This window comes from Agathobacter rectalis ATCC 33656 (assembly GCF_000020605.1).
Classification (GTDB): domain Bacteria; phylum Bacillota; class Clostridia; order Lachnospirales; family Lachnospiraceae; genus Roseburia; species Roseburia rectalis.
The window spans coordinates 1398595-1425000 of sequence record NC_012781.1; the positions used below are offsets into that span (position 1 = coordinate 1398595).

At 42.3% G+C, this 26406-nt stretch carries 21 protein-coding genes, 4 tRNA genes and 1 other RNA gene; 18 read left to right on the forward strand and 8 right to left on the reverse strand.

The features are described 5' to 3' along the window. Positions 1-133 precede the first annotated feature (133 nt). On the forward strand, positions 134-3937 hold the full coding sequence (locus EUBREC_RS06785) for a phosphoribosylformylglycinamidine synthase (RefSeq protein WP_012742371.1): 3804 nt from the start codon (positions 134-136) through the stop codon (positions 3935-3937). A 264-nt stretch (positions 3938-4201) separates the two neighbouring features. Beyond that, the gene (gene pncB, locus EUBREC_RS06790) at positions 4202-5413 is read left to right on the forward strand and encodes a nicotinate phosphoribosyltransferase (protein WP_015516120.1); all 1212 of its coding nucleotides are present in this window, start codon (positions 4202-4204) and stop codon (positions 5411-5413) included. Positions 5414-6117: 704 nt separating this feature from the next. On the opposite strand, the gene EUBREC_RS06795 is transcribed toward pncB, so the two are convergent. Then, complete coding sequence (locus EUBREC_RS06795; protein ID WP_012742373.1) at positions 6118-6924, reverse strand: histidinol-phosphatase HisJ family protein; 807 nt, start codon at positions 6922-6924, stop codon at positions 6118-6120. Between the two features lie 316 nt (positions 6925-7240). Between EUBREC_RS06795 and gap the strand changes: the two genes are divergently transcribed. From gap to purB, 7 genes are all read left to right on the forward strand, one after another. Then, positions 7241-8257, forward strand: a complete 1017-nt coding sequence (gap, locus tag EUBREC_RS06800; RefSeq protein ID WP_015516118.1) for a type I glyceraldehyde-3-phosphate dehydrogenase — start codon at positions 7241-7243, stop codon at positions 8255-8257. A gap of 191 nt (positions 8258-8448) precedes the next feature. Beyond that, positions 8449-9681, forward strand: coding sequence for a phosphoglycerate kinase (locus tag EUBREC_RS06805; RefSeq protein ID WP_012742376.1), 1233 nt, complete (start codon positions 8449-8451; stop codon positions 9679-9681). A gap of 70 nt (positions 9682-9751) precedes the next feature. Next, positions 9752-10501: a triose-phosphate isomerase gene (gene tpiA, locus EUBREC_RS06810; protein WP_012742377.1), complete on the forward strand. Its 750-nt coding sequence runs from the start codon at positions 9752-9754 to the stop codon at positions 10499-10501. Positions 10502-10678: 177 nt separating this feature from the next. Beyond that, positions 10679-12220, forward strand: coding sequence for a 2,3-bisphosphoglycerate-independent phosphoglycerate mutase (gpmI, locus tag EUBREC_RS06815; RefSeq protein WP_012742378.1), 1542 nt, complete (start codon positions 10679-10681; stop codon positions 12218-12220). Between the two features lie 222 nt (positions 12221-12442). Continuing rightward, on the forward strand, positions 12443-13318 hold the full coding sequence (locus tag EUBREC_RS06820; protein WP_012742379.1) for a phosphoribosylaminoimidazolesuccinocarboxamide synthase: 876 nt from the start codon (positions 12443-12445) through the stop codon (positions 13316-13318). Between the two features lie 196 nt (positions 13319-13514). Beyond that, complete coding sequence (gene purF / locus EUBREC_RS06825; RefSeq protein WP_408629362.1) at positions 13515-14930, forward strand: amidophosphoribosyltransferase; 1416 nt, start codon at positions 13515-13517, stop codon at positions 14928-14930. Positions 14931-14943: 13 nt separating this feature from the next. Continuing rightward, positions 14944-16395, forward strand: a complete 1452-nt coding sequence (gene purB / locus EUBREC_RS06830) for an adenylosuccinate lyase (protein WP_012742381.1) — start codon at positions 14944-14946, stop codon at positions 16393-16395. Between the two features lie 123 nt (positions 16396-16518). On the opposite strand, the gene EUBREC_RS06835 is transcribed toward purB, so the two are convergent. The 7 genes from EUBREC_RS06835 to EUBREC_RS06865 form a co-directional block, all read right to left on the reverse strand. Beyond that, positions 16519-17580, reverse strand: coding sequence for a type IV pilus twitching motility protein PilT (locus tag EUBREC_RS06835; RefSeq protein WP_015516115.1), 1062 nt, complete (start codon positions 17578-17580; stop codon positions 16519-16521). Between the two features lies 1 nt (position 17581). After that, the gene (locus tag EUBREC_RS06840) at positions 17582-18094 is read right to left on the reverse strand and encodes a hypothetical protein (protein ID WP_012742383.1); all 513 of its coding nucleotides are present in this window, start codon (positions 18092-18094) and stop codon (positions 17582-17584) included. Next, a complete protein-coding gene (locus EUBREC_RS06845; RefSeq protein WP_012742384.1) occupies positions 18091-18558 on the reverse strand; it encodes a hypothetical protein in 468 nt (155 codons plus the stop codon). The genes EUBREC_RS06840 and EUBREC_RS06845 overlap by 4 nt, the downstream gene beginning before the upstream one ends. 95 nt (positions 18559-18653) lie before the next feature. Further along, entirely contained in the window at positions 18654-19136 is a 483-nt protein-coding gene (locus EUBREC_RS06850; protein ID WP_012742385.1) for a DUF4860 domain-containing protein, read from the reverse strand. A 3-nt stretch (positions 19137-19139) separates the two neighbouring features. Further along, positions 19140-19460 carry a hypothetical protein gene (locus EUBREC_RS06855; RefSeq protein WP_012742386.1) on the reverse strand — a complete coding sequence of 107 codons (321 nt, stop codon included), beginning with the start codon at positions 19458-19460 and terminating at the stop codon, positions 19140-19142. A gap of 16 nt (positions 19461-19476) precedes the next feature. Beyond that, positions 19477-20502 carry a type II secretion system F family protein gene (locus EUBREC_RS06860; RefSeq protein ID WP_012742387.1) on the reverse strand — a complete coding sequence of 342 codons (1026 nt, stop codon included), beginning with the start codon at positions 20500-20502 and terminating at the stop codon, positions 19477-19479. A 10-nt stretch (positions 20503-20512) separates the two neighbouring features. After that, positions 20513-21451 carry a transglutaminase-like domain-containing protein gene (locus EUBREC_RS06865; protein WP_012742388.1) on the reverse strand — a complete coding sequence of 313 codons (939 nt, stop codon included), beginning with the start codon at positions 21449-21451 and terminating at the stop codon, positions 20513-20515. Between the two features lie 77 nt (positions 21452-21528). On the opposite strand from EUBREC_RS06865, the gene EUBREC_RS06870 reads away from it, so the two are divergent. From EUBREC_RS06870 to EUBREC_RS06905, 9 genes are all read left to right on the forward strand, one after another. Continuing rightward, positions 21529-21759, forward strand: a complete 231-nt coding sequence (locus tag EUBREC_RS06870) for an MscL family protein (protein WP_012742389.1) — start codon at positions 21529-21531, stop codon at positions 21757-21759. A 101-nt stretch (positions 21760-21860) separates the two neighbouring features. Next, positions 21861-22100: a preprotein translocase subunit SecG gene (gene secG, locus EUBREC_RS06875; RefSeq protein WP_041254004.1), complete on the forward strand. Its 240-nt coding sequence runs from the start codon at positions 21861-21863 to the stop codon at positions 22098-22100. A gap of 188 nt (positions 22101-22288) precedes the next feature. Then, positions 22289-24415, forward strand: a complete 2127-nt coding sequence (gene rnr, locus EUBREC_RS06880) for a ribonuclease R (protein ID WP_041254006.1) — start codon at positions 22289-22291, stop codon at positions 24413-24415. A gap of 231 nt (positions 24416-24646) precedes the next feature. After that, a complete protein-coding gene (smpB, locus tag EUBREC_RS06885; RefSeq protein ID WP_012742392.1) occupies positions 24647-25114 on the forward strand; it encodes an SsrA-binding protein SmpB in 468 nt (155 codons plus the stop codon). A gap of 14 nt (positions 25115-25128) precedes the next feature. Further along, positions 25129-25469: a transfer-messenger RNA gene (gene ssrA, locus EUBREC_RS16965) on the forward strand. Between the two features lie 359 nt (positions 25470-25828). Beyond that, positions 25829-25903: transfer RNA gene (locus EUBREC_RS06890), tRNA-Pro, on the forward strand. A gap of 19 nt (positions 25904-25922) precedes the next feature. After that, positions 25923-25993: transfer RNA gene (locus EUBREC_RS06895), tRNA-Gly, on the forward strand. Between the two features lie 5 nt (positions 25994-25998). Next, positions 25999-26084, forward strand: a tRNA-Ser gene (locus tag EUBREC_RS06900). A gap of 8 nt (positions 26085-26092) precedes the next feature. Continuing rightward, positions 26093-26164, forward strand: a tRNA-Gln gene (locus EUBREC_RS06905). Positions 26165-26406 lie beyond the last annotated feature (242 nt).

Genomic DNA, 26406 nt, shown 5'->3' on the forward strand with positions numbered 1-26406 from the left:
AAATTAAATATATTAATTATACTTATCATAACTAAAGTGTTATACTACAACCATAGTTTTAAAGTCCGATTGTGCAAAAAGCCGGACGGTAACGAATAATGGGTTACATACTCTCGAATTGAAAGGAGAACATATGAGTAACGTACGTCGTGTATATGTAGAGAAAAAACCTGACTTTGCGGTGAAGGCAAAGGAATTAAAGCATGAGATTAAGCATTATCTGGGAATCACAACTGTGGAGGCAGTACGTGTATTAATCAGATATGATGTGGAAAATATATCAGAGGAGACATACAAGAAAGCCTTGTATACAGTTTTCTCAGAGCCGCCTGTAGATGATATCTACGAGGAGACATTTGACTATGGTGATGCAAAAGTATTTACAGTAGAGTTTTTACCGGGACAGTTTGACCAGAGAGCAGATTCAGCCGAGCAGTGTGTGAAGCTTCTCAATGAGAATGAGGAGCCGATTATCAGAAGTGCTATCACATATGTGATTGAGGGTGCTATCACAGATGAGCAGTTTGCTGCTATTAAGAAGCACTGCATCAACCCTGTTGATTCGCGTGCTATTGGCATGGAAAAGCCTAAGACACTTGTGCAGGAGTTTGATGATCCTGCTGATGTCATCATATTTGACGGCTTCAAGGATATGGCAGAGGACAAGCTGAAGGAGCTTTATTTATCATTGAACCTTGCCATGACCTTTAAGGATTTTCTTCATATCCAGAATTATTTTAAGAATGAGGAAAAGCGTGATCCTTCAATGACAGAAATCCGTGTGCTCGATACATACTGGTCAGATCACTGCCGTCATACAACATTCTCTACAGAGCTTAAGAATGTCAAGTTTGACGATGGCTTCTACCGCACACCGATTGAAAATACCTACAAGGATTATCTCAATACATTTTCAAATATCTACAAGGACAGAAATGACAAATTTGTCTGCCTGATGGATCTTGCACTTCTTGCCATGAAGAGATTAAAGGCAGAGGGCAAGCTTGATGATCAGGAAGAGTCTGATGAGATCAACGCATGCTCTATCGTGGTACCTGTTGAGGTGGACGGAAAGACAGAGGAGTGGCTTGTAAACTTCAAGAACGAGACACACAACCATCCTACAGAGATTGAGCCTTTTGGTGGCGCTGCTACATGCCTTGGCGGAGCAATCAGAGATCCTCTCTCAGGACGTACATATGTATATCAGGCAATGCGTGTAACAGGTGCAGCAGATCCTACAGTACCGGTTTCACAGACAATTGAAGGAAAACTTCCACAGAAGAAGCTTGTCAGAGAAGCAGCTCACGGATACAGCTCATATGGAAACCAGATCGGACTTGCAACAGGCTATGTCAAGGAGGTTTACCATCCAAATTATGTTGCAAAGCGTATGGAGATCGGTGCAGTTATGGGTGCGGCTCCAAGACGTGCTGTCCAGAGACTTAACTCAGATCCGGGAGATAAAATCATTCTTCTCGGAGGACGCACAGGACGTGACGGAATCGGTGGTGCTACAGGTTCATCAAAGGCACACAATACAAAGTCTACATCAGTATGCGGAGCTGAGGTACAAAAGGGTAATGCACCTACAGAGAGAAAGCTTCAGAGACTTTTCAGAAGAGAAGAGGTCAGCCATATCATCAAGAAATGTAACGATTTCGGTGCCGGCGGAGTTTCGGTTGCTATCGGAGAGCTTGCTGACGGACTTCGCATAGAGCTTGACAAGGTACCAAAGAAATATGCAGGTCTTGACGGAACAGAGATTGCTATCTCAGAGTCACAGGAGCGTATGGCAGTTGTAGTTGCGCCTTCTGATGTTGAGCAGTTCCTTGCATACGCAAAGGAGGAAAACCTCGAGGCAACAGAGGTTGCGGTAGTTACAGAGGATCCAAGACTTGTGCTTGAGTGGAAAGGCAAAGAGGTAGTAAATATCTCTCGTGCATTCCTTGATACAAACGGAGCTCATCAGGAGACAGATGTTGAGGTTGAGATGCCTTGCGAGAGTGACAATTATCTGGACAAAATCAGCACACCTGCTGTAGCCAGGATGGTTGAGGCAGGAGATATGAAGGGTGCCTGGGAGGCAGAGCTTGAAGATCTTAACGTATGCTCACAGAAGGGACTTGTTGAGATGTTCGACAGCTCTATCGGAGCAGGCAGTGTATATATGCCATATGGTGGACGTTACCAGCTCACAGAGACACAGTCAATGGTTGCAAAGCTTCCTGTATTAAAGGGCAAATGCGATACAGTAACAATGATGGCTTACGGCTTTGACCCATATCTTTCATCATGGAGCCCATACCACGGATCTATATATGCAGTGCTTGAGTCTATCTCAAGGATCGTTGCAGCAGGCGGAGATTACAGCAAAATCCGTATGACATATCAGGAGTACTTCCGCAGAATGAATGAGGATCCAAAGCGCTGGAGCCAGCCGTTTGCAGCACTCCTCGGAGCATATGATGCTCAGATTGGCTTCGGACTTCCTTCAATCGGTGGAAAGGATTCTATGTCAGGTACCTTCAATGATATTGATGTACCGCCTACACTCGTATCATTTGCAGTGGATGTGGCAAAGGAAAAGGATATCATCACACCTGAGCTCAAGAAAGAGGGCAACCAGCTTGTTCTATTTACAATAGATAAGGATGAGTTTGATCTTCCAAAATATGATCAGGTTATGACACTTTATACAGCAATCAGAAATCTTATCCAGGATGGCGCAATTGTTTCAGCATATGCACTTGACGGAAAAGGACTCGCAGCAGCAGTATCAAAGATGGCATTTGGTAACAAGCTTGGTGTAACAATCGAGGATGAGGTGACAAGCGATACACTCTTTGCACCTGGCTTTGGTAATATCGTAGCTGAGGTTCCTGTTGATGCACTTTCAAAGGTCAGAGAAGTAATTGATGCAGCAGGTATTTCAGATGCAGCCTCTGTAGTCGGCTATGTAAACGATAAGCAGACTATCGAGTGTGACGATATGGTGCTTCCTGTTGAGGAGGCTGTCAATGTATGGACAGCAAAGCTTGAGGGCGTTTTCCATACAAAGGCAACAGACGATACAAGCAAGGTAAATAGCGGTCTTTACGATGCAAAGAATATCTATGTATGCAAGAATAAAGTTGCTAAGCCTACAGTATTTATTCCGGTATTCCCTGGAACAAACTGTGAGTACGATAGTGCTAAGGCATTTGAAAGAGCAGGCGCTGACACAATCGTAAAGGTATTCAAGAACCTCACAGCAGAGGATATCCGTGATTCGGTTGATGAGTTTGTAAAGGCAATCGACAAATCACAGATTATCATGTTCCCTGGTGGATTCTCAGCAGGAGATGAGCCTGAGGGATCAGCTAAATTCTTTGCAACAGCATTTAGAAATGCAAAGATGACAGAGGCTGTTGAAAAGCTCATCAATGAGAGGGACGGACTTGCACTTGGTATCTGTAACGGTTTCCAGGCACTTATCAAGCTTGGACTTGTACCATATGGAGAGATCAGACAGCAGGATGCACAGTCACCTACACTCACATACAATACAATCAACCGCCACATCTCAAAGATGGTATATACAAAGGTTGTTTCAAACAAGAGCCCATGGCTTGCACAGGCTAAGCTTGGTCAGACCTACTGCAATCCGGCATCACATGGCGAGGGACGTTTCGTAGCACCGAAAGAGTGGCTTGATAAGCTCTTTGAAAACGGACAGGTTGCCACACAGTATGTTGATCTGGACGGAAATGTATCAATGGATGAGGAGTGGAACGTAAACGGCTCATACATGTCTATCGAGGGTATCACATCTCCTGACGGAAGAATCCTTGGCAAGATGGCTCATTCAGAGCGTCGCGGCGAGTCTGTAGCAATCAATATCTACGGAGAGCAGGATATGAAGATATTCGAGAGCGGTGTGAAATACTTTAAATAATTCATAACTGAATAATTACAATATCTTATATATTCATTGGGTTATTATCTCTGCAATATAAACAATTAAGCTTCCATGGAGGTCACGGTTAGTGGCTTTCATGGGAGTTTTTATTTTGGAACCAGTGAATATGCTGACGGAAAAAAAATAAATTGAAGGTAATTAAACACGTGTGTCTGCTTGATATTTGATAGTCGCAGTGGTAAAATCAAGACTAAAATTACCGGTAGCAAATGGTTTGAAAGAAAAGAGGACATAAAACAGATGAGATTGCCACAAATAATAAACAGCCTTCTTGAGACTGATATGTATAAATTCAGCATGGGACAGACGATTTTCCATCAGTTCACAAGCTATAAAACGACATGGACCTTCAAGTGCCGAAATAAAGACGTGCATTTTACAGATGAGATGGTCGAGGAGATAAAGGAACAGGTGCAGGCCTTCTGTCAGCTTCGTTTTACGGAGGAAGAGCTTGAATATCTTGATAACATCACCTGGATAAAAGGTACATATGTTGATTTTTTAAGACTCTGGCAGCCGAGATATGAGGAGTTTACCATCACAACAGATGCACCGTGTGGGCTGGCAATCGATGCAGCCGGCACGTGGCTCAATACTTCGATGTATGAGATTCCGGTGCTTGCTATTGTAAATGAAGTGTACTTCCGTATGGCATATGATTATGATGTGCTGCTTAAGCAGTTTAAGCGCAGGCTTGATGAGAAGGTGCGTCTGCTCGAGGAGGATACCTACAGGCTTAGCGATTTCAGTGAATTTGGACTAAGACGCCGTCTGTCTGCTGAGGCGCAGGAGATGGCTGTAAAGGCAATCGCAGAGGTTGAGCTGCCAGCAGATTCACACTTTATTGGTACATCAAACGTATATCTTGCGAAGAAATTCAATTTAAAGCCGGTTGGAACAATGGCTCATGAGTGGATTATGTGTACAGGACAGGGCAATCACAAGCATAATCCGGCATATTCAAACTGGTACGCACTCGATGCATGGGTTAAGGAGTATGGTATATTAAACGGTATTGCGCTTACTGACACCATAACAACAGACTGCTTCCTGCGTGATTTTCAGCTCACCTATGCGACACTTTTTTCGGGAGTGCGTCATGATAGCGGAGATCCGTACGAGTGGGGAGACAAGATGATAGCCCACTACAACAGTCTGGGAATTAATCCAAGGACAAAGACACTTTTGTTCAGCGACAGCCTGGATTTCGAGCGTGCGACTGCATTGTATGATTATTTCAAGGATAAGGCAAAGGTTGCATTCGGTATAGGAACCTTTATCAGTAACGACACTGATGAGGAAGCACTCAACATAGTTATGAAGACCACCAAGTGTAATGGCATGGATGTGGCAAAGATTTCCGACGTGGCAGGCAAGGGTATGTGCAAGAATCCGGATTATGTCGATTACCTGAACAGGTGTATTGATTACAGGATGAAGAATGATAAATGATAAATGATGGCATGAGGGGGCAAAGATATTTTGCCCCTTTAATTATGTGATTGAATTGCAAGAAATGTGTAAACAAAACAAAAAATATATAAAATATCAGACAATTTAAAATAAAAATGAAAATTATCAAAAAATATATTGACAAATAGGTGAAATTGGTGTAATCTTAAATCAACAAAAAGAGATACGAAAGGAACAAAAATAAAACACAGGAGGTACAGTCCAATGGGGATTACATAATTTAAGTCAAAGTACTATAAGGATGATTGAACGGAATATTTAAATCTGTAGGGCGAGCCGAAGAGCAGTAATCGCACAGATATATTAGCAAATAAATAATATCGTTGAAAAAGTTCTTGTAGATTAAAAGTGAAAGATAGAATCTCTCATAAGAGTTTACATAGATAATGTAACCAAAAGGAGTGATTTTATGAAGAAGGGTAGAGGTCCATAGCTAAGCTAAAAGAATAAGAATCCTGTCATAAACAGAATCATATTTATAGCAAAGCAATATGGAAATGCCAAAACAAATTCATATAGCGAAAGCGGAACTTGGAGGTTATACAGTGAAGCTTACGGAACCAATGCTTTAGGAGCCACTTGATGTAAAATGTAGATCAGGTGGCTCCTATTTTTTGACATTTGCGAATGCATGTGAGGTTTAATAGTTAGATAGAATGGCAACGTAAGCCTTTAAGGCTGGGCTATAATTTGATGAAAGCAGGAACGCGGTTTTCAAATACTGTATAGTACATAAACCCGGCATCCTTGAGGATATTTGAAACCTTGTCAAAATCATATGCCACATGCTCCGGCTTGTGGGCATCTGCTCCGACTGTGATTATTTCTCCACCAAGCTCATGATAGCGCTTTAGCACATCTTCGGTCGGATTTGAGTGGCCAAGCCCGTATTTAAAGCCGGCGGTATTGAGCTCGATGCCTTTTCCCTGTGAGATAATTTCCTTTAATATAGCATCAATTATGTCGGCATACCGTTCATATGAATAGTATTTATTTTTGTCAGGACCGTATCTGACCACGTAGTCGATGTGACCGTACACATCAAAATCCGCGCCGGAGTGCAGATTGTCAAGTATCGATTCAAAGTATTCGGTGTAGGCTTCGTGCTCTGTCTTACCTTTGTAAAATGCAGGATAGTATGGGTCAATGCCGTTTACTACATGGCTTGAGCCGATCACGAGGTCAAACGGATATTTTTTGGCGACCTCATTATTTTTGTCTGTAATATGAGGCTGTAAACCGATTTCAATGCCCCAGTGGATATTTATCGGGCAGCCCTTTTCTTTAAGAACAATTGCAAGTCTTTTGATGCGCTTTTCATATGCTGCTATATCAAGGTCGAAAAGCCCAGGCTCCTCTTTATAGTCATAGTCCAGATGGTCTGTAAAGCAGATGCCGTCCAGCCCTTTGTTGATTGCTGAGTTTATCATCAATACCGGGTCGGCATCGCTGTCACCCGAAAACATGCAGTGCATGTGCTGATCCCACATATAAATACCTCCGTAAAACTGATGTATTGTTGTTAAAAAACTTTATAAGTTACATGATTTATAATTGTCTGCTGCTGGCTGCCGGAAAGTGCGAATTACAGCAATTAATTAAGTGTAGCCGAGATTATAATAAAGTGCAATATCTAAAAATAAAAATTGTGAAGAATGATAAAAAATGTGTGTAAATGAAAATATTTAGTGAAAATTTTAACAAACGCAAATAAAGTACTTGAACCTTTGAGAATTATTCGCTATAATAAAAGCATCTTAGGGCATGTCCCTAAAAATACTTTTTACAATTCTAGGAGGAATTAAAATGGCAGTAAGAGTAGCAATCAACGGATTTGGTCGTATCGGACGTCTTGCTTTCAGACAGATGTTTGGAGCTGAGGGATACGAGGTAGTAGCTATCAACGACTTAACAAGCCCAAAAATGTTAGCACACTTATTAAAGTATGATTCATCACAGGGTAAATACGAGCATGCAGATGAGGTTTCTGCAAGCGATGATTCTATCACAGTTTGTGGTAAGGAAATCAAAATTTACGCATTCCCAGATGCAAACAATTGCCCATGGGGAGAGTTAAAGGTTGACGTTGTACTTGAGTGCTCTGGATTCTATACATCAAAAGAGAAGGCTCAGGCTCATATCAATGCTGGAGCTCGTAAGGTAGTTATCTCTGCACCAGCAGGAAATGACCTTCCTACAATCGTTTACAATACAAACCATGAGACACTTAAGGCTTCTGATACAATCATCTCAGCAGCTTCTTGTACAACAAACTGCTTAGCACCAATGGCAGATGCACTTAACAAGTACGCTCCAATCCAGTCTGGTATCATGGTAACAATCCATGCTTACACAGGAGATCAGATGACTCTTGACGGACCACAGAGAAAGGGAGACCTTCGTCGTTCACGTGCAGCAGCAGTTAATATCGTTCCTAACTCAACAGGAGCAGCTAAGGCAATCGGCCTTGTTATCCCAGAGTTAAACGGAAAGTTAATCGGATCTGCACAGCGTGTTCCTACACCAACAGGATCTACAACAATCCTTACAGCAGTTGTTAAGAAAGCAGGCGTTACAAAAGAGGATATCAACGCAGCTATGAAGGCAGCAGCTAACGAGTCATTCGGTTACAACGAGGATGAGATCGTATCTTCAGATATCGTTGGAATGAGATTTGGTTCATTATTCGATGCAACACAGACAATGGTTAACCAGGTTTCTGACGATCTGTACGAGGTACAGGTTGTTTCTTGGTATGATAACGAGAACAGCTACACATCTCAGATGGTTCGTACAATCAAGTACTTCTCAGAGTTAGCTTAATTCTTGTACCCACAAGAACAGTATATCTCAAGACTACTCAAGGGGCGCGGTCTTAATTGAACCGCGCCTCTTTTTTAAAGCATGGCTATTTCTTTTGAATATCTGTGAATTGTAGAATTAATTATATTTTTTAATATGCACAATATGGCGTGGCCACATGGCTTATGCCTTGAAATAAGGGAGGACATATTATGTCATTAAACAAGAAATCAATTGATGATATCAACGTAAAAGGCAAGAGAGTTCTCGTTAGATGTGACTTCAACGTGCCACTTAAGGACGGAAAAATCACAGATGAGAACCGTATCAACGGAGCTCTTCCAACAATCCAGAAATTAATCAAGGACGGTGGAAAGGTTATCCTTTGCTCACACCTTGGAAAAGTTAAAAACGGACCAAACGAGGGTGAGTCACTTGCTCCTGTAGCTGCAGCTCTTGAGGCTAAGCTTGGACAGAAGGTTACATTTGTAGCTGACTACAACGTAACAGGAGAGGCTGCAACAAAGGCTGTTTCAGAGATGAAAGAGGGAGATGTAGTTCTTCTTCAGAATACACGTTTCAGAGGCAAAGAGGAGACAAAGCCACAGGAAGCCGGAGATGCATTCGCAAAAGAGCTTGCTGACCTTGCTGATGTATATGTATGTGACGCTTTCGGTTCTGCTCATAGAGCACATGCTTCTGTAGCAGGTGTTACAAAGTTCATCACAGCTAAGGGTGGAGAGAATGTTGTTGGATACCTTATGCAGAAGGAAATTGACTTCCTTGGCAAGGCAGTAGAGAATCCTGTACGTCCTTTCGTAGCTATTCTTGGTGGAGCTAAAGTAGCTGACAAGCTCAATGTTATCGACAATCTCCTCGAGAAGGCTGATACACTTATCATCGGTGGTGGAATGGCATACACATTCCTTAAAGCACAGGGCTATGAGATTGGTATCTCAATGCTTGATGAGACAAAGATTGATTACTGTAAAGAGATGCTTGCAAAAGCAGAGAAACTTGGAAAGAAGATTCTTCTTCCTGTTGATGCAGTTACAATCAAGGATTTCCCAAATCCAATCGATGCTCCTGTAGAGACAGAGACATATGATTATGACAAGATGCCTGCAGACCGTGAGGGCTGTGATATCGGACCTAAGACACGTGAGCTTTTCGCTGACGCTGTTGCATCAGCTAAAACTGTTGTATGGAACGGACCAATGGGTGTATTTGAGAACCCAACACTTGCAGCAGGTACACTTGCAGTAGCAGAGGCACTTGCTAAATCAGATGCTATCACAATCATCGGTGGTGGAGATTCAGCTGCAGCAGTTAACCAGATGGGACTTGGCGACAAGATGAGCCACATCTCAACAGGTGGCGGTGCTTCCCTTGAGTTCCTTGAGGGCAAGGAGCTTCCTGGCGTAGCTTGTGCTGATGATAAATAAGCCGAAAGCAGCTTAATGAAATCAAGCCGCAGGCAAAAAATATTTGTATATAAATACAAGGAGATATAAAATGGCAAGAAAGAAAATTGTAGCCGGCAACTGGAAGATGAACATGACTCCAAGCCAGGCTGTTAAATTAGTAGAAGAGTTAAAACCACTCGTAGTTTCAGATGATGTTGAAGTTGTTTACTGTGTACCTGCAATCGACATCGTACCTGTTGTAGAAGCATTAAAGGGTACAAATGTTGCTGTTGGAGCAGAGAATATGTACTTCGAGGAGAAGGGTGCTTACACAGGAGAAATCTCAGCAGAGATGCTTCTTGATGCAGGTGTTAAGTATGTTATCATCGGACATTCAGAGAGAAGAGATTACTTCAAAGAGGATGACGCACTTCTCAACAAGAAGGTAAAGAAGGCTATCGAGGCTGGACTTACACCAATCCTTTGCTGTGGTGAGACACTTGAGCAGAGAGAGAGCGGTGTTACACTTGACTGGATCAGACTTCAGATTAAGTCAGATCTCGCAGGTGTTGCTGCATCAGATGTTGCAAACATGGTTATCGCTTACGAGCCAATCTGGGCAATCGGAACAGGAAAGACAGCTACTTCTGACCAGGCTCAGGAGGTCTGCGGTGCAATCCGTGAGTGTGTAGCAGAGATCTATGATCAGGCTACAGCAGATTCAGTTCGTATCCAGTACGGCGGATCTGTAAATGCAGGAAATGCAGCAGAGCTTTTTGCAAAGCCTGACATCGACGGTGGATTAGTTGGTGGCGCTTCACTCAAGGCTGATTTTGGAAAGATCGTAAACTACAAGTAATTATTAAATCATAATTTAATATTTGATTTGACAATCACAATAACTAAATGTCACTAAATTCACCAGCTTAGCTGCATTTAGTGGCATTTATTATGTAATGAAATTTTTTGTGAGCTTGCATATGTCGCTGTAATAGAGCATTTTGCAAGCCTCATATGAAGAATAGAGGAAATATAAATGAGTAAGAAACCGGTAGTATTAATGGTACTTGATGGTTACGGCTTAAGTGACCACAAAGAGGGAAATGCCATAGCTATGGCAAATACCCCTGTTATGGATAAATTGATGGCAGAGTGTCCTTTTGTAAAGGGCGCAGCTTCAGGTCTTGCAGTTGGACTTCCTGACGGACAGATGGGAAACTCTGAGGTAGGACATATGAATATCGGCGCAGGCCGTATCATATATCAGGATCTTACAAGAATCACAAAGGCAATTGCTGATGGTGATTTCTTCAAGAACAAGGTATTAATTTCTGCAATCGAAAACTGCAAGAAGAATGACTCCGATCTGCATCTTTGGGGACTTCTTTCAGATGGTGGAGTTCACAGCCATATCGAGCATCTTTACGGACTTCTTGAGCTTTGCAAGAAAGAAAATTTTGACAGAGTATATGTACACGCATTCCTTGATGGTCGTGATACACCTCCTGCATCAGGCAAGGACTATATCGAGCAGCTTCTCGCCAAGATGAAGGAAATTGGTGTAGGAAAGATTGCATCTCTTTCAGGACGTTACTATGCAATGGACAGAGATAACAACTGGGACCGTGTGCAGAAGGCTTATGATTCACTCACTAAGGGTGAAGGCGTAAAAGCTACATGCCCTGTAAAGGCTATGGAGGAGTCATACGCAAATGACGTTACAGATGAGTTCGTGCTTCCTACAGTTATCACAAACGAGGATGGCACACCGGTATCTGTTGTAAAGGACAATGATTCTGTTATCTTCTTCAACTTCCGTCCGGACCGTGCTCGTGAGATGACAAGAGCATTTTGCGATGATAAGTTTACTGGCTTTGAGCGCCCATTCCTTAAGACAACATTTGTATGCTTCAAGGATTATGACGAGTCAATTCCTAACAAGCTTATCGCTTTTGAGAAGGAAGAAATCAAGAATACATTTGGTGAGTATCTTGCAGCAAATGGCAAGAAACAGCTTCGTCTCGCAGAGACAGAGAAGTATGCACACGTAACCTTCTTCTTCAACGGTGGAGTAGAGGAGCCGAATATCGATGAGGCACGTCTTCTTGTAAACAGTCCTAAGGATGTTGCAACATATGACTTAAAGCCTGAGATGAGCGCTCCTGAGGTTGGAATGGATCTTGTTGAGGCTATCAAGTCAGATAAGTATGATGTTATTATCATCAACTTTGCTAACCCTGACATGGTTGGACATACAGGTGTGATTCCGGCTGCTGTAAAGGCTGTTGAGAGAGTTGATTCACTCGTAGGTGATGCAGTTCAGGCAATCAAGGATGTGGATGGAGTATTATTCATCTGTGCTGACCACGGAAACGCAGAGAAGATGATTGATTATGAGACAGGAAAACCTCATACAGCTCATACAACCAATCCTGTTCCTTTCATTCTTGTAAACGCTGACCCTTCTTACAAGCTTCGTGAGGGCGGATGTCTTGCAGATATCGCTCCAACACTGCTTGAGATTATGGGACTTCCACAGCCAAAAGAGATGACAGGAAAGTCACTTATCGTTAAATAAAATTTGTATTATATAGGCTCCGGCGCAGACAAAGGGTTTGAACCGGAGCTTTTGTTTTGATATATTAAAGATATAATAATAAATATAAGAATTGCTTATAAATGACGTAAAATTATTTAAAAAAACTTATAATATACGTTGACTTTACAAATTGAGCTGGTATATAATTTAAAAGTAGCATTTGATTTGTAAAATAAATTACACATAAGATGGAGGACAATCATGCAGGAATTTAAACCATTCAAAGAAGGAAAAGTAAGAGAAGTATATGATAACGGGGACAGCCTTATTATGGTCGCAACAGATCGTATTTCCGCTTTTGACCATATTTTAAAGAATAAGATTACAGACAAGGGAGCCATCCTCACACAGATGTCTAAGTTCTGGTTTGAATTCACAAAGGATGTTGTTCCTAACCATATGATTTCAGTAGACGCAAAGGATATGCCGGAGTTCTTCGGTCAGGACAGGTTCAACGGAAACAGTATGCTCTGTAAGAAGCTTGAGATGCTTCCAATCGAGTGTATAGTTCGTGGATATATCACAGGAAGCGGCTGGGCAAGCTACCAGGAGAACGGTACAGTCTGCGGAATCAGACTTCCGGAGGGACTTGTTGAGTCTGATAAGCTCCCTGAACCTATTTATACACCATCTACCAAGGCTGATCTTGGAGATCATGATGAGAATATCTCATTCGAAAAATCAGTAGAAGTATTAGAGAAGATTTATCCTGAGAAGGGCAGAGAGTACGCAGAGAAGATTCGCGATTATACAATTGCTCTCTACAAGAAATGTGCAGAGTATGCTCTTACAAAGGGTATCATCATCGCAGATACCAAGTTTGAGTTTGGCTTAAATGAGCAGGGTGAGGTAGTGCTTGCCGATGAGATGCTCACACCTGACAGCTCACGCTTCTGGCCACTTGATGGATATAAGCCTGGACAGGGACAGCCTTCATTTGACAAGCAGTATGTAAGAGACTGGCTCAAGGCAAATCCTGACAATGACCTTCTTTTACCTGATGAGGTTGTTGTGAAGACTGTAGAGAAATATAAAGAGGCATTTGAGCTTCTTACAGGAAGCAAATTCAGCCGCTAATATATTATTTATTCCGCGTTACTATTTCGCAATTATAAACGGAGATATTATGAACCAGGACAATAACATAAATCAGTATATAAATACTAGTATAGATACAAAAAGTCATACCGGTACAAAATTAAAAAGGTGTTCTGATATTGACGAGCATAACCATGTATTTGATGAGCTTCATGAGGAGTGTGGTGTGTTCGGCATGTATGATTTTGATGGAGGAAATGTCGCATCCACTATCTATTATGGCCTTTTTGCGCTTCAGCACAGAGGACAGGAAAGCTGTGGTATTGCAGTGAGTGATACACACGGACCAAAGGGAAAGGTGACCACACACAAGGGTATGGGCCTTGTAAATGAGGTATTTACTCCTGATATTTTAGAGCCTATGAAGGGTGATATCGGAGTGGGACATGTGCGCTATTCAACAGCAGGCTCATCAACACGTGAGAATGCACAGCCTCTCGTATTAAATTATGTCAAGGGCACACTTGCCATGGCACACAACGGAAACCTCATTAACGCAAAGGAGCTTCGCAAGGAGCTTGAGTATACAGGAGCAATTTTCCAGACCACAATCGACTCTGAGGTTATAGCTTATCATATCGCCAGAGAGCGTCTTAACTCAAAAACAGCGGAGGAGGCGGTCAGACGTGCCTGCCAGAAGCTTAAGGGAGCCTATGCACTTGTGGTTGAGAGCCCGAGAAAGCTTATTGCAGCCAGAGACCCATTTGGTTTTAAGCCTCTTTGCATTGGAAAGAGAGACAATGCATATATCGTTACATCTGAGACCTGTGCGCTTGATACAATCGGTGCAGAGTTTGTCAGGGATATAGAGCCGGGAGAGGTTATCACCATCACTCCTGAAAAGGGCATTGAGTCTGATATGACTATGGCACTTGCCCCTGAAAAACAGGCCAGATGCGTGTTTGAATACATTTATTTCGCAAGACCTGACAGCCATATTGACGGAGTAAGCGTGTATAGCAGCCGTATCAAGGCTGGCAGATTCCTTGCAATGGATTCACCGGTTGAGGCTGATATCGTGACAGGAGTACCGGAGTCAGGAAATGCCGCTGCTCTTGGTTATTCACTTGAGTCGGGCATTCCATATGGCACAGCATTTGTCAAGAACGGTTATGTCGGCAGGACATTTATCAAGCCTAAGCAGTCAAGCCGTGAATCAAGCGTGCAGATAAAGCTCAATGTATTAAAGGAGGCTGTTAAGGGCAAGAGAGTTGTTATGATTGATGATTCAATTGTGCGAGGAACAACCTCAGACAGAATAGTGCGTATGTTAAGAGAGGCGGGTGCCACAGAGGTGCATGTGCGCATCAGTTCACCGCCATTCTTATGGCCTTGCTATTTCGGTACAGATATTCCTGCAAGAGAGCAGCTTATCGCTTACAACAGGACTATTGAGGATATCAGACAGATTATAGGTGCAGATTCTTTAGGCTACCTTGGAATTGACAGACTTCATGAGATGGTAGAGGGATTGCCAATCTGCATGGGCTGTTTCACAGGAAAATATCCGATGGAGCCACCGAAGGATGATATCAGAGGCGAGTATTTTGATAAAGAAATAGACCTCGAGAGAAAAATGCTTAATCGCTAATAAAGGAGAGAATATGAGTACAGACAGATACACAAGTCCTCTTTCTGAGCGCTATGCCAGCAAAGAGATGCAGTATATTTTTTCGCAGGATATGAAATTTACCACTTGGAGAAAGCTCTGGATTGCTCTTGCAGAGACTGAGATGGAGCTTGGGCTTTCACAGGATGGCAAGCCGGTTATCACACAGGAACAGATTGATGAATTAAAGGCACATGTGGATGACATCAATTATGATGTGGCAAAGGAGCGTGAGAAGCTTGTGCGTCACGATGTAATGAGCCATGTCTATGCATATGGACAGCAGTGCCCTAAGGCAGCAGGAATTATACATCTTGGAGCAACCTCATGCTATGTAGGTGACAATACGGATATCATCATCATGAATGAAGCATTAAAGCTCGTTCACAAAAAGCTTATAAGTGTTATTGCAGAGCTTGCAAACTTTGCTGATAAGTATAAGAATCAGCCAACTCTTGCATTTACACATTTCCAGCCGGCACAGCCGACAACAGTTGGAAAGCGTGCCACACTGTGGCTAAATGAGTTTATGCTGGATCTCGAGGATTTAGAGTATGTGCAAGGCACATTAAAGCTCCTTGGCTCAAAGGGCACTACAGGAACACAGGCCAGCTTCCTTGAGCTCTTCAACGGAGACGATGAGACAATAGACAAGATTGATCCGATGATCGCAAAGAAGATGGGCTTTAAGGATTGTTATCCGGTGTCAGGCCAGACATATTCCCGTAAGGTAGATACAAGAGTGGTAAATGTGCTCGCAGGCATTGCTGCATCGGCTACAAAGATGTCAAACGATATCAGACTGCTCCAGCATCTTAAGGAAGTAGAGGAGCCGTTTGAGAAGAATCAGATAGGTTCATCAGCCATGGCATACAAGAGAAATCCTATGAGAAGTGAGAGAATTGCATCTCTTTCAAGATATGTTCTTGCAGATGTAATGAATCCTGCAATTACTTCAGCTACACAATGGTTTGAGAGAACACTTGACGATTCAGCAAACAAGCGTCTTTCAATACCTGAGGGCTTCCTTGCAATAGACGGAATCCTTGACCTCTGCCTCAATGTGGTGGATGGATTGGTAGTATATCCAAAGGTTATTGAAAAGCACTTTATGGCAGAGATACCATTCATGGCAACAGAGAACATCATGATGGATGCTGTAAAGAACGGCGGAAATCGTCAGGAGCTCCATGAGAAGATCAGACAGCTCTCAATGCAGGCCGGAAAGACAGTCAAGGAAGAGGGAAAAGAAAATAACCTCGTAGACTTAATCGCTGCAGATCCTGCATTCGGACTGACAAAGGCTGATATCGAAAAGAACCTTAAGCCTGAGCTTTATGTGGGACGTGCACCACGCCAGGTAGAGGTATATCTGCGTGATGTAGTTAATCCGGTGCTTGAAGCACATAAGGACGAGAGTGGAGTAAAAGCAGAGATTAACGTATAATATCGAAGTATAGATAACGGTAATTTGCTTGTTTTAACATATTTATCTAAATGAAAAACCCCGGCATATAAACCTGTTTCATGGTTTATATGCCGGGGTTTTATATATCCGTCAAGTATGAAGTTAGTTTAAATTAATTCTCTTTGACATCATTTCAGGATTGGTGGCCTCGCTGATTGCCACATGCTTGCTGATTACACCGGCCTTGTACAGATTGAAGATGCTTGTATCCATTGCAATCATATTCTCAGCTGCAGAGGTGTAGATGATACCGTCAATCTGATGGACCTTGCCTTCACGGATTAAGTTCCTTATTGCAGGCGTGAGTACCATGATTTCAAAAGCAGGTACCATCTCACCGTTTGTGGCAGGTAAAAGCTTCTGGCAGACAACAGCCTGCAGTACAGATGCAAGCTGGATGGCTATCTGGTGCTGCTGGGAAGCAGGAAAAGCATCGATTATTCGGTCAATGGTATTTGCGGCACCAATTGTGTGGAGTGATGAAAATATGAGATGACCGGTTTCAGCTGCTGTGACAGCTGTATTGATGGTCTCATAGTCTCGCATCTCTCCAAGCAATATGACGTCAGGACTCTGGCGGAGTGCGGCGCGAAGTGCAGTGAGATAGCTTTCTGTATCTGTGTTGATTTCACGCTGTGACACAATACATTTGTCATGACGATGTAAAAACTCAAGCGGATCCTCAAGAGTGATAATATGCTCTTCCTTCTCATGGTTGATCTGATCAATAATACATGCTAGTGTGGTAGATTTACCGCTTCCGGCTGGGCCGGTAACCAGCACCATGCCGTTGTTTGTTTCCGCAAGCTCCATAACAGAGTCCGGTATATGTAAATCGCTTGGCTTTGGCAGTGTGAATGAGATAACACGGATGACAGCAGAGTAAGAGCCACGCTGTTTGAAAGTGCTCACTCTGTAACGCGATACTCCCGGTATAGCGAAGGAAAAGTCATCATCTCCGGTTTCCTCGAATTTTGAAATATCTCTCTCGGCAAGAGCATAGATTGATGTGACAAATTCAAAGGTTTCTTTTGGAATCATTCTGATTTCATTGAGGCACTCCATTACTCCCTTTGATTTGTATGTGAGAGGGCGGCCGGCCACTATGAAAATATCCGATGCTCCGTTGTCAGTCGCTTCTTTTAATATCTTTTTAACATCCATTTTAGTTTCCTCCAATTAAGTTTAGTGTATCATTTTCCTCGAAAGCTGTGTCGGTATTGAGCTTCCATTGTTTTATTTTATAAAAAGCATCCTGCCTGTGGACAGGATAGTTGATATCAAGCTTTACAGTGAGAGTCTGCGTATCGCTTACAGTACAGGTGATAGTATAGGTCAGACCGGTAACCTTGCCGTTTGATTCATTTTCAGCGAGGTTTTTATTTATTGCAGTATCGTTGTCTGATAGAGCAGTCTTTATGGCCTCATAGTATGCTGCTTTATCAGGATTGCCCTCGTAGGCGGATGCAAGAATGGCATCAATCTGTGATATCTCATCCCATACCTTTTCGCATGCACGGTAATACGAGCTGTTGTTATCAGCAACGCGTTTGCTCAGCTTATAGTCGGAGTTTGCTGTGACAAAGGCGAGTGCCGAGAACGTGACAATGCATATCATGGAAAAAGTAAGCAGGATGGTCGAAAAACCGAAATTTGAAAATTCTCTTCTTTTTTTCATGGGGTGCTCACCGTCCTTCCATCAGAGGAAAGTGCAGTATAGCTGCATGCAGTAATGCTGTATACACAGTGGCTGTCTGCTGCTATAAACTCTATGTCAGCCTTTTGTACTCCGTAGGCATCCTGCCCAAGCCTGCTTACAATAACCTTGTATGCGGCATCATCCTTATCACATGGATGATAGCTTTTGTCAAGATAAATGAATAGCTTTTCATCTGCACAGATGGAGCCGTCAAAGAGCGATGATACGGCGTTTAAATCGCCATGCTCCTGTTCGTATGCGCTTGCTGCATTGCTGCATGCATTAACAGCCTCATGCAGCACCTGAGTTTCTTCTGTCAGCTTGTGGGTCTTTATGAAGAAAAGCAGTCCCACAATCAAAAGAGCTGAAAAAAGCAGCAGATTAATGGTAATCTCAAGCAGGAATATTCTGTTTTTCGATTGTTTAAGCTTTGTTGAAATCATGGTTTATTCCTTGTGGTATGTAAGTTTGTGTGGCATCGAGTGGCATATCGGGGAGCGGTGTACGTGATATTGCTGCATTTATTGTCGGACGATGATTAGTCGGAATTGACGGAGCAGTAGGTATCGGTAGTGCCACCGGATGTATCGGTGATAGTTACGGTAATCATTTTGTCGGTGGTTTCTGCCATGTCAAGTCCCCCGATTTCGACAATCCTTTGTCCACTGTCCAGACTGTATGAGGAACCATCCTGTACATAGAGCTCTCTTAGAGAACCGCCATAATAGTATATGAAGGTATTATACACGATGTCATTTATTGTGTTTTTCAGACATAGAGCCTTCGTGCCATTTATTGTTTCTACACTGATTGCAGCGTCAGAATCATTCTGTCTGACTTTTTCGCGCAGATAAGATGTGACAGTGCGTACCTCGTAGTTGTAATTCATGGCATTGGCAGTGGACTTGTATTGCTTTACGCCAATCAGCACGAGGATAAAAGCAGTCAGCGCAAAAAGAAAAAACAGCAGCATCACAAAAAAACTGTCAGCCTGATGTGATCTTGATTTTAGCTTGAACATGGGTTATTTCCTCTCTATTATTGTCACATCGGGACGCAGATTGGAGCCGATGTATTGATAGTCTATGTAATAATAGTCGCTGTCGTAGGTGAGACCATAGTGGTCTGTTAGATAATTTATGTCCGGAGGGTATGTTCCCTCAAGAGCATAGCACTGTGTGATACTTCGTGTGAGGGCGCGTTCCAGCGTGCTCTTGCTTCTTTTGGTATTGTCATCTGACAGCTTTGAAGAGAAAGCACCAAACAAAACAGTACATGCGGCTAAAAGCACAATTGGTATGAATTTCCATATGGTTGATTTCTTTTTCTGAACAAAAAACAGCATACTGTGCCTCCGTAAGCTATCCTATGCTTGATATAATTCCAAGCAGTGGGAGTAAAAATGATACTAGTATGAAGCCAATGAATATACAAAGCAGGATAACCATGGCAGGTTCAATCACTGATATGAATCGTGACAGCCTTGCATCTGTGTCATCCTCACAGGATGTACATATATGCTGCATGACCTCGTCCATAGACCCGGTTTTGCTGCCGATTGCAATCCAGCTTGAGTACATCTTTGAAAAAATATTGGAGTGCAGCAGTGCCTCCGAAAATGTCTCGCCGTTAGATATATTTTTACGGCAGTCATTTATTTTAGAATCAAGGACAGGATTGTTTACAAGAGCCTGTGCCAGATCAAGACCACGGTCTGTGTCGAGTCCGCTTGAGAGTGCTAAAAACATGCAGTTTGCAAAGCGGCTGGATGCGATTGACATGGAAAGAGCAGTTTTCATAAGAAACTTTTTTCCGAAGAGTGTCTTAAAAAATATAAAAAGAACCAGTGCGGCAAAGAGCATGAAAGCTATAATGACAAGCAAATATCTATTGATGTATTCACTGAGCTTCATGAGCACGGCAGCAGTGCCGGTAAGCTCACTTCCAAGCTCTGCATATATCTGTGAAAATACAGGTAAAACCTTGGCAATCATTACGACAATAACGGCAATCATCACGGCAGAAAGCACGAGAGGATAGGCAACGGCACTTTTGATGCCTGAAGCTATTTCGTCTTCGCGGTCATAGTACTTTGAGAGTGAGTTTAAGACCTCTTCAAGACGGCCGGTTTCTTCACCCAGCTGTATCATATTTATCATATATTTTGGAAAGTATCCTGTATCTTTAAGTGCACTGTGAAGCGTTGCACCAAGCTCCATTGGCTTATATATCTGCTCAAGTAGATCACGTGTCTGCTTATCAGGTGCTTCATCACATAATATGGAAACACCATAGTATGTAGGAAGCCCGGCTGCTATGATAAGAGAAATCTGCTGACAGAAGGCAGAAAGCTCTGCATTGCTTAAAATCTTGGATTTTCTAGACATTTATGTCCTCCTAATAGACGTATTTGGTAATGTAATCACTTTTTTGTGCTATGAACTTCTTTGGCGAATCACTGGTAGATGCAAATGTTGGATCCAGCATGTTCCATGAGGTACCATCAAACTCGATGATGCCGTTTATCCAGCCCTTGTCCTTTATATAAGTACTGATCCAGGCATGATATTCTTCACCGGCATATCCTACCTCTAAACGTGTGGGAATAGCCTGAGTCCTTAGCATAGTGGCCATGACTGCCGCATAGTCAAAGCATATACCGGTATTTTCGGTAAAGACCTTGTCCACATCAGGCAGATAGCCGCTTTTGACATTTTTAGCCTTGTCATAGTCGTATTTGAAGTTTGAAATGATATAATTGTATACACTTTCCACGACCTCAGTATCGCTGCTGCAGTAGTACGCCAGTGAGCTGCCTTCCTTCACAGCCGGAGAATCGGCAGTGAAATTTACATACTGGTTAGGGTACAGATACGGTCCGAATTCATCGGTGATGGAGACAGAAATCACCTGCGACAGCACGGTGGCATATTGTGTCCCCTCAACATTTTCAAACACGGTTACAGTATACGAACCACTTGAAGCAACCAGAGGAAACACTTCATTTCCTCCATGCAGATCAAAGGTGTACGTGACACTGTCAGGCCCGGTTATCTGAAGCTTGACCTTTTGATTAGAACCGTGATAATTCACTATGATATAGCCGCTGCCGCTGTTTGAAGCATCGATACTGGCTACATCACATGTATAGGTTTGTGTGCCGTCGGCAGTTGGAGTAAGCACCTTTGGAGCAGAGTCCCAGGTGCCCTTTTCGGTAGAAGTATGGGAAAGAGGCTCCTTAGATACACTGTCATTTTTGGAATTACCGCATGCACCAAGCAAAAGGCATGATAATAATATGAGTGGAAGTGCTTTTTTATACAGTATGCACTTCATAAAAATCTCCTAAATATAAAGTTGTTTCTTTTTTTAATTATATTATAATGTATTTTCTTGTAAAATAAAATGGAAAAATGTATAATATTAAAAATGGTTTAGATTATCAAAAGAAGAGAGCAAAAAGAAAGGATACTAGTGATGAAAAGTTTCTTACCGCAGTAGTCAATTTCCTTATCATGGCACTCATCGTATTTTGCATAGTAAAGGCTATGAATGCAGCAGGAGAGAGATTTGGACACAAAGAGGAAAAAGAGCCTGACACAAAGGAATGTCCATACTGTAAGAGCAAGATAGCCATTGCATAAAGTGTGAAAATCTGTTACATACAGTATAAAACTCTTGACTGTGCAATAAAAACGTAGTATATTAGTTCTGTTATTTAGAATTGAAATTAGGAGGTCTTATCGTGGCAACTTTAAAAATTGTTTTATCGGTATTATTTATAATCGTCAGTGTAGTAATTACTATAGTTATTCTTTTCCAGGAGGGTAAGTCAGCAGGACTTGGCACTATCGCCGGAGTTGCTGATACATATTGGGGCAAGAACAAGGGACGTTCAAAGGAAGGACGTCTGGTTAAGGCGACCATTGTATGTGTTGTTCTTTTCTTTATTATTTCAATTGCTTTAAATATGGGAATATGGTAAATACTTAGACTGTCGAGAAATCGGCAGTCTTTTTTATCGCATCAACATCCAGATGATGAAATTCGAGGTTTTCGTTGCAGGTTGATGTGATATAAAATCAACATTCATAGGATGAAAATGTCAATGGAGGAAATTTTATTTAAAGTCTGTGCATTTGAAATCAGATGGGGCAACGAAAAGGAGAGATAATGAGTAATATAGATAAATATGAAACACGAAAAAAGATGGTCTATGACTTCATGTGTGATGACATGTATGTTCCGATGAAAATCAAGGAACTTTGCATAGTACTAGGAGTAAAAAAAGAGGACAGACCTCAGCTTGAACAGATTCTTTTGGATTTGCAGGCAGAGGGAAGGATAACACTCTCAAAGCGCGGGAAATATTCAAAGTCGGAAATCAAAAAGACAGTCGGCGTATTCACAGCGCATCAAAGGGGATTTGGCTTTGTCACTGTGGAGGGAGAGCCTGATGATATTTTTATCCCGGCAGAGTATGTAAATGGTGCGATGCACATGGATACTGTTGAGATTACAATCTCACCTGTCACAACAGGACGCCGCAAGGAGGGAAAGGTTGTTTCCGTCATAGAGCGAGGCATGAAGCAGGTAGTCTGCACCTATGAGGCAAGTGATAATTTTGGTTTTGCAGTGCCTGACAATACCAGATTTGGCACAGATATTTTCATACCAAAGGAACGCTCAAAGGGTGCTATGTCGGGCCATAAGGTAGTGGTTGAAATCACAAGCTATGGTAAAAAGGGCAAAAAGCCGGAGGGCAAGGTTGTTGAAATAATCGGACATATAGATGACCCGGGTACAGATATTCTTTCTATAGTAAAGGCTTATGATCTGCCGGTGGATTTTTCGGAGAAAATCATGCATCAGGTGCAGAATGTGGCAAAGGATGTGACACCTGCGGATATGGCCGGCAGGATGGATTTACGCGACTGGATGATGGTCACGATAGACGGAGAGGATGCAAAGGATCTTGATGATGCCGTGTCTTTATACATGGATGGCGATAATTATGTACTTGGAGTACACATAGCAGATGTGTCGAATTATGTGCAGGAGCACAGTGCCCTTGATGTGGAGGCTCTTAAGAGAGGAACATCGGTTTATCTTGTAGACAGAGTAATTCCTATGCTTCCAAGAGAGCTTTCAAATGGCATATGCTCCTTGAATGAGGGATGTGACAGGCTGGCTCTTTCATGCATTATGACAATAAATAAAAAGGGTGAAGTTATCGATCATAAGATTGCAGAGACAGTCATAAAGACAAACCGCAGGATGACGTACACAAATGTAAAAAAGATTCTTGCAGATAAGGATGCCGCTGTGATTGAAGAATATAAGGAGCTTGTGCCTATGTTTGAAAAAATGGCAGAGCTTGCAGCAATTCTACGCAAAAAGAGAATGAAACGGGGTTCTATAGACTTTGACTTTCCGGAGACTAAAGTCGTGCTCGATGAAGATGGTCATCCGATAGATATAAAGCCGTATGACAGAAATGTGGCAACAAAGCTCATTGAGGATTTTATGCTTATAGCAAATGAAACTGTGGCTGAGGATTATTTCTGGCAGGAAATACCTTTTGTATACAGAACACATGACAAGCCAGACTCAGAAAAAATCGCAAAGCTTTCCACATTTATCAATAATTTTGGCTATACGCTTCATATTGGAGCTGATGAGGTACACCCAAAGGAGCTTCAGAAGCTTTTGATGAAGGTGGACGGCACAGACGAGGAATCGCTGATAAGCAGACTGACACTGCGCTCTATGAAACAGGCACGATATACAACAGCATGTACAGGACATTTTGGACTGGCAGCGAATTATTATTGTCACTTTACATCACCAATCCGCAGATATCCTGATTTGCAGATACACCGTATCATCAAGGAAAATATCCGCGGCAGGATGAATGATAACCGTAGGGAGCACTATGAGTCTATACTCGATGCTGTTGCAAAGCAGGCAAGTGAGACCGAACGACGTGCAGAAGAGGCAGAGCGTGAAACAGTCAAGCTTAAAAAATGTGAATACATGTCAAATCATATTGGTGAATGCTTTGAAGGAGTTATATCAGGTGTCACGGAGTGGGGCTTTTTCGTGGAGCTTCCAAATACAGTTGAGGGTCTTGTGCGCGTGACAGACCTGACAGATGATTTCTATGAGTTTTACGAGGATACCTATGAGCTAGCCGGTACAGCCACCAATAAGAGATACAAGCTTGGACAAAAAATTAAGGTTGTTGTGGACAGTGCTGACAAAATTATGCGTACAATTGATTTTAAACCGGCGGAATAATATGACAATAATGACGAAATTTTTTTATGATTTAAAAATACTTATTTGATTATCTGTTATTTGTCGGTCGTTGTGCGATAGATTTATTGAAAAAGATGTCATAATATATTATATAGTGTAAATAAAAAGAAATGTGAACCAGCGGTTTACAATAATTTACGTTTTAGATATTGGCAATTGTAAAAAAATGTGTTAGTATTGTAAAGCAGTTTGAGGAAAGGAGATACCGACATGGCTAAGGAACCAAAGAAATTAATAGCCAACAACAAAAAGGTCTATCACGATTACTTTTTGCTTGAGAAATACGAAGCCGGTATTTCACTTGCAGGAACTGAGGTGAAGTCACTTCGAATGGGAAAGGGCAGCATAAAGGAGTCATTCATCCGTATTGAGAACGGTGAGATTATCCTGTATGGCATGCATATCACACCATATGAGAAGGGAAATATCTTCAACAAGGATCCACTCAGACCTAAAAAGCTTTTGCTCCACAAGAAGGAAATCGAGAAGCTTTCATCAAAGATGAAGGAAAAGGGTTTCACAATTGTGCCGGTGGAGGTATACTTTAAGGGGAGTCTGGTCAAAGTAGAGATAGCACTTGCCAAAGGTAAGAAGCTTTATGATAAGAGAGCAGACATAGCCAAGAAGGACCAAAAGCGAGAGGCACAGAGAGATTTCAAAATCAGAAATCTTGGTTAGCAAAAAATGAATATGGGCTAGTAAAGGTTTCGACGGGGTACATGCAGCTGGAGAAGCGAGTCGTATGGCGATGCGTTAAATGGCCAAATTAAAATTAAACGCTGAAGATAATTTAGCATACGCTGCCTAATGGCAGCAGTCTGACCTAGAGCACTCACACTTTAGGACCCAGGCTTCGACTATGTGAGAAACGACGTTGGCAAAGCTTTGAGCCATCGGGCGTATCATGAAGCTACTGAAACCACAAGGTTGTTTGTTATCGTGTGGCAGAGGGAATGTTAAATAATAAACTACACTCGTAGAAGGACAGGGAATTGTATTTCGGACACGGGTTCGACTCCCGTCTAGTCCACTAAAAGGCGGTTTGTGATAAAACCGCCTTTTTTTCTTGCAAAACCGCACCTCTTTCTTGTCCTTTTGAGCATGCCTGTATACAGACTTGAGCACGTGGTCGGTCTTCCGGCCGCCGGCGGTCATGACATAGCTGTCTGTTCCGATTTCATGCAGCAGAAAGTGAGGTTAATAAATCATTTAAGGAGTCAGTAAAACTGTTATTTCAGGTTATCGAAAACATTGTAAAAACGCGGGATGTGTCGTATTTGAAAAATTAATTTCAAAAAAATGTAAAAAAGTGTTGACAAGTATAGAATAGGGTGATATTATATCGAAGTCGCTTCGGTGAGGCAACAAAAACGAAACAGCAAAACAGCATATCGGGGTGTGGCTCAGCTTGGCTAGAGCGCCTGGTTTGGGACCAGGAGGTCGCAGGTTCGAATCCTGTCACCCCGACTTGTGAACAATTAAATATGCGGGTGTAGTTCAATGGTAGAACACCAGCCTTCCAAGCTGGATACGTGGGTTCGATTCCCATCACCCGCTCTCGTGCAGGGGTATCGAAGTGGTCATAACGAGGCGGTCTTGAAAACCGTTTGTCCGCAAGGGCGCGTGGGTTCGAATCCCACCCCCTGCGCTTCATATAGGGCTATCGCCAAATGGTAAGGCAACGGACTCTGACTCCGTCATTTCAAGGTTCGAATCCTTGTAGCCCTGCTTGATAAAAAAACTTAAAAAAGTTGTTGACAAACACTTGAAAGTTTGATATCATATCAATCGTTGTCGCGAGGCAATGAACTAAAGAACATTGATAACTGAACAGTGAGAAACCTTGAAAGATTTTGAGAATCAATCAGAACGCTTCAATGAAAATTGAAGACCTTTAAAACAGTAAATTCAGAATTTGTGCGAAAGCGATGAAAACAATCTGCTTGCAGAATTGTTTGAGGAGCTACGGA

Coding starts and splice junctions, on each gene's coding strand:
- pncB (WP_015516120.1), top strand. CDS start 4,202: ATGAGATTGCCACAAATAATAAACAGCCTTCTTGAGACTGATATGTAT.
- EUBREC_RS06845 (WP_012742384.1), bottom strand. CDS start 18,558: ATGATTTCAACAAAGCTTAAACAATCGAAAAACAGAATATTCCTGCTT.
- EUBREC_RS06850 (WP_012742385.1), bottom strand. CDS start 19,136: ATGTTCAAGCTAAAATCAAGATCACATCAGGCTGACAGTTTTTTTGTG.
- EUBREC_RS06820 (WP_012742379.1), top strand. CDS start 12,443: ATGCAGGAATTTAAACCATTCAAAGAAGGAAAAGTAAGAGAAGTATAT.
- EUBREC_RS06870 (WP_012742389.1), top strand. CDS start 21,529: ATGTATAATATTAAAAATGGTTTAGATTATCAAAAGAAGAGAGCAAAA.
- EUBREC_RS06860 (WP_012742387.1), bottom strand. CDS start 20,502: ATGTCTAGAAAATCCAAGATTTTAAGCAATGCAGAGCTTTCTGCCTTC.
- EUBREC_RS06795 (WP_012742373.1), bottom strand. CDS start 6,924: ATGTGGGATCAGCACATGCACTGCATGTTTTCGGGTGACAGCGATGCC.
- EUBREC_RS06855 (WP_012742386.1), bottom strand. CDS start 19,460: ATGCTGTTTTTTGTTCAGAAAAAGAAATCAACCATATGGAAATTCATA.
- EUBREC_RS06865 (WP_012742388.1), bottom strand. CDS start 21,451: ATGAAGTGCATACTGTATAAAAAAGCACTTCCACTCATATTATTATCA.
- EUBREC_RS06840 (WP_012742383.1), bottom strand. CDS start 18,094: ATGAAAAAAAGAAGAGAATTTTCAAATTTCGGTTTTTCGACCATCCTG.
- EUBREC_RS06805 (WP_012742376.1), top strand. CDS start 8,449: ATGTCATTAAACAAGAAATCAATTGATGATATCAACGTAAAAGGCAAG.
- purB (WP_012742381.1), top strand. CDS start 14,944: ATGAGTACAGACAGATACACAAGTCCTCTTTCTGAGCGCTATGCCAGC.
- gpmI (WP_012742378.1), top strand. CDS start 10,679: ATGAGTAAGAAACCGGTAGTATTAATGGTACTTGATGGTTACGGCTTA.
- EUBREC_RS06835 (WP_015516115.1), bottom strand. CDS start 17,580: ATGGATGTTAAAAAGATATTAAAAGAAGCGACTGACAACGGAGCATCG.
- purF (WP_408629362.1), top strand. CDS start 13,515: ATGTATGATTTTGATGGAGGAAATGTCGCATCCACTATCTATTATGGC.
- EUBREC_RS06785 (WP_012742371.1), top strand. CDS start 134: ATGAGTAACGTACGTCGTGTATATGTAGAGAAAAAACCTGACTTTGCG.
- smpB (WP_012742392.1), top strand. CDS start 24,647: ATGGCTAAGGAACCAAAGAAATTAATAGCCAACAACAAAAAGGTCTAT.
- gap (WP_015516118.1), top strand. CDS start 7,241: ATGGCAGTAAGAGTAGCAATCAACGGATTTGGTCGTATCGGACGTCTT.
- rnr (WP_041254006.1), top strand. CDS start 22,289: ATGAGTAATATAGATAAATATGAAACACGAAAAAAGATGGTCTATGAC.
- tpiA (WP_012742377.1), top strand. CDS start 9,752: ATGGCAAGAAAGAAAATTGTAGCCGGCAACTGGAAGATGAACATGACT.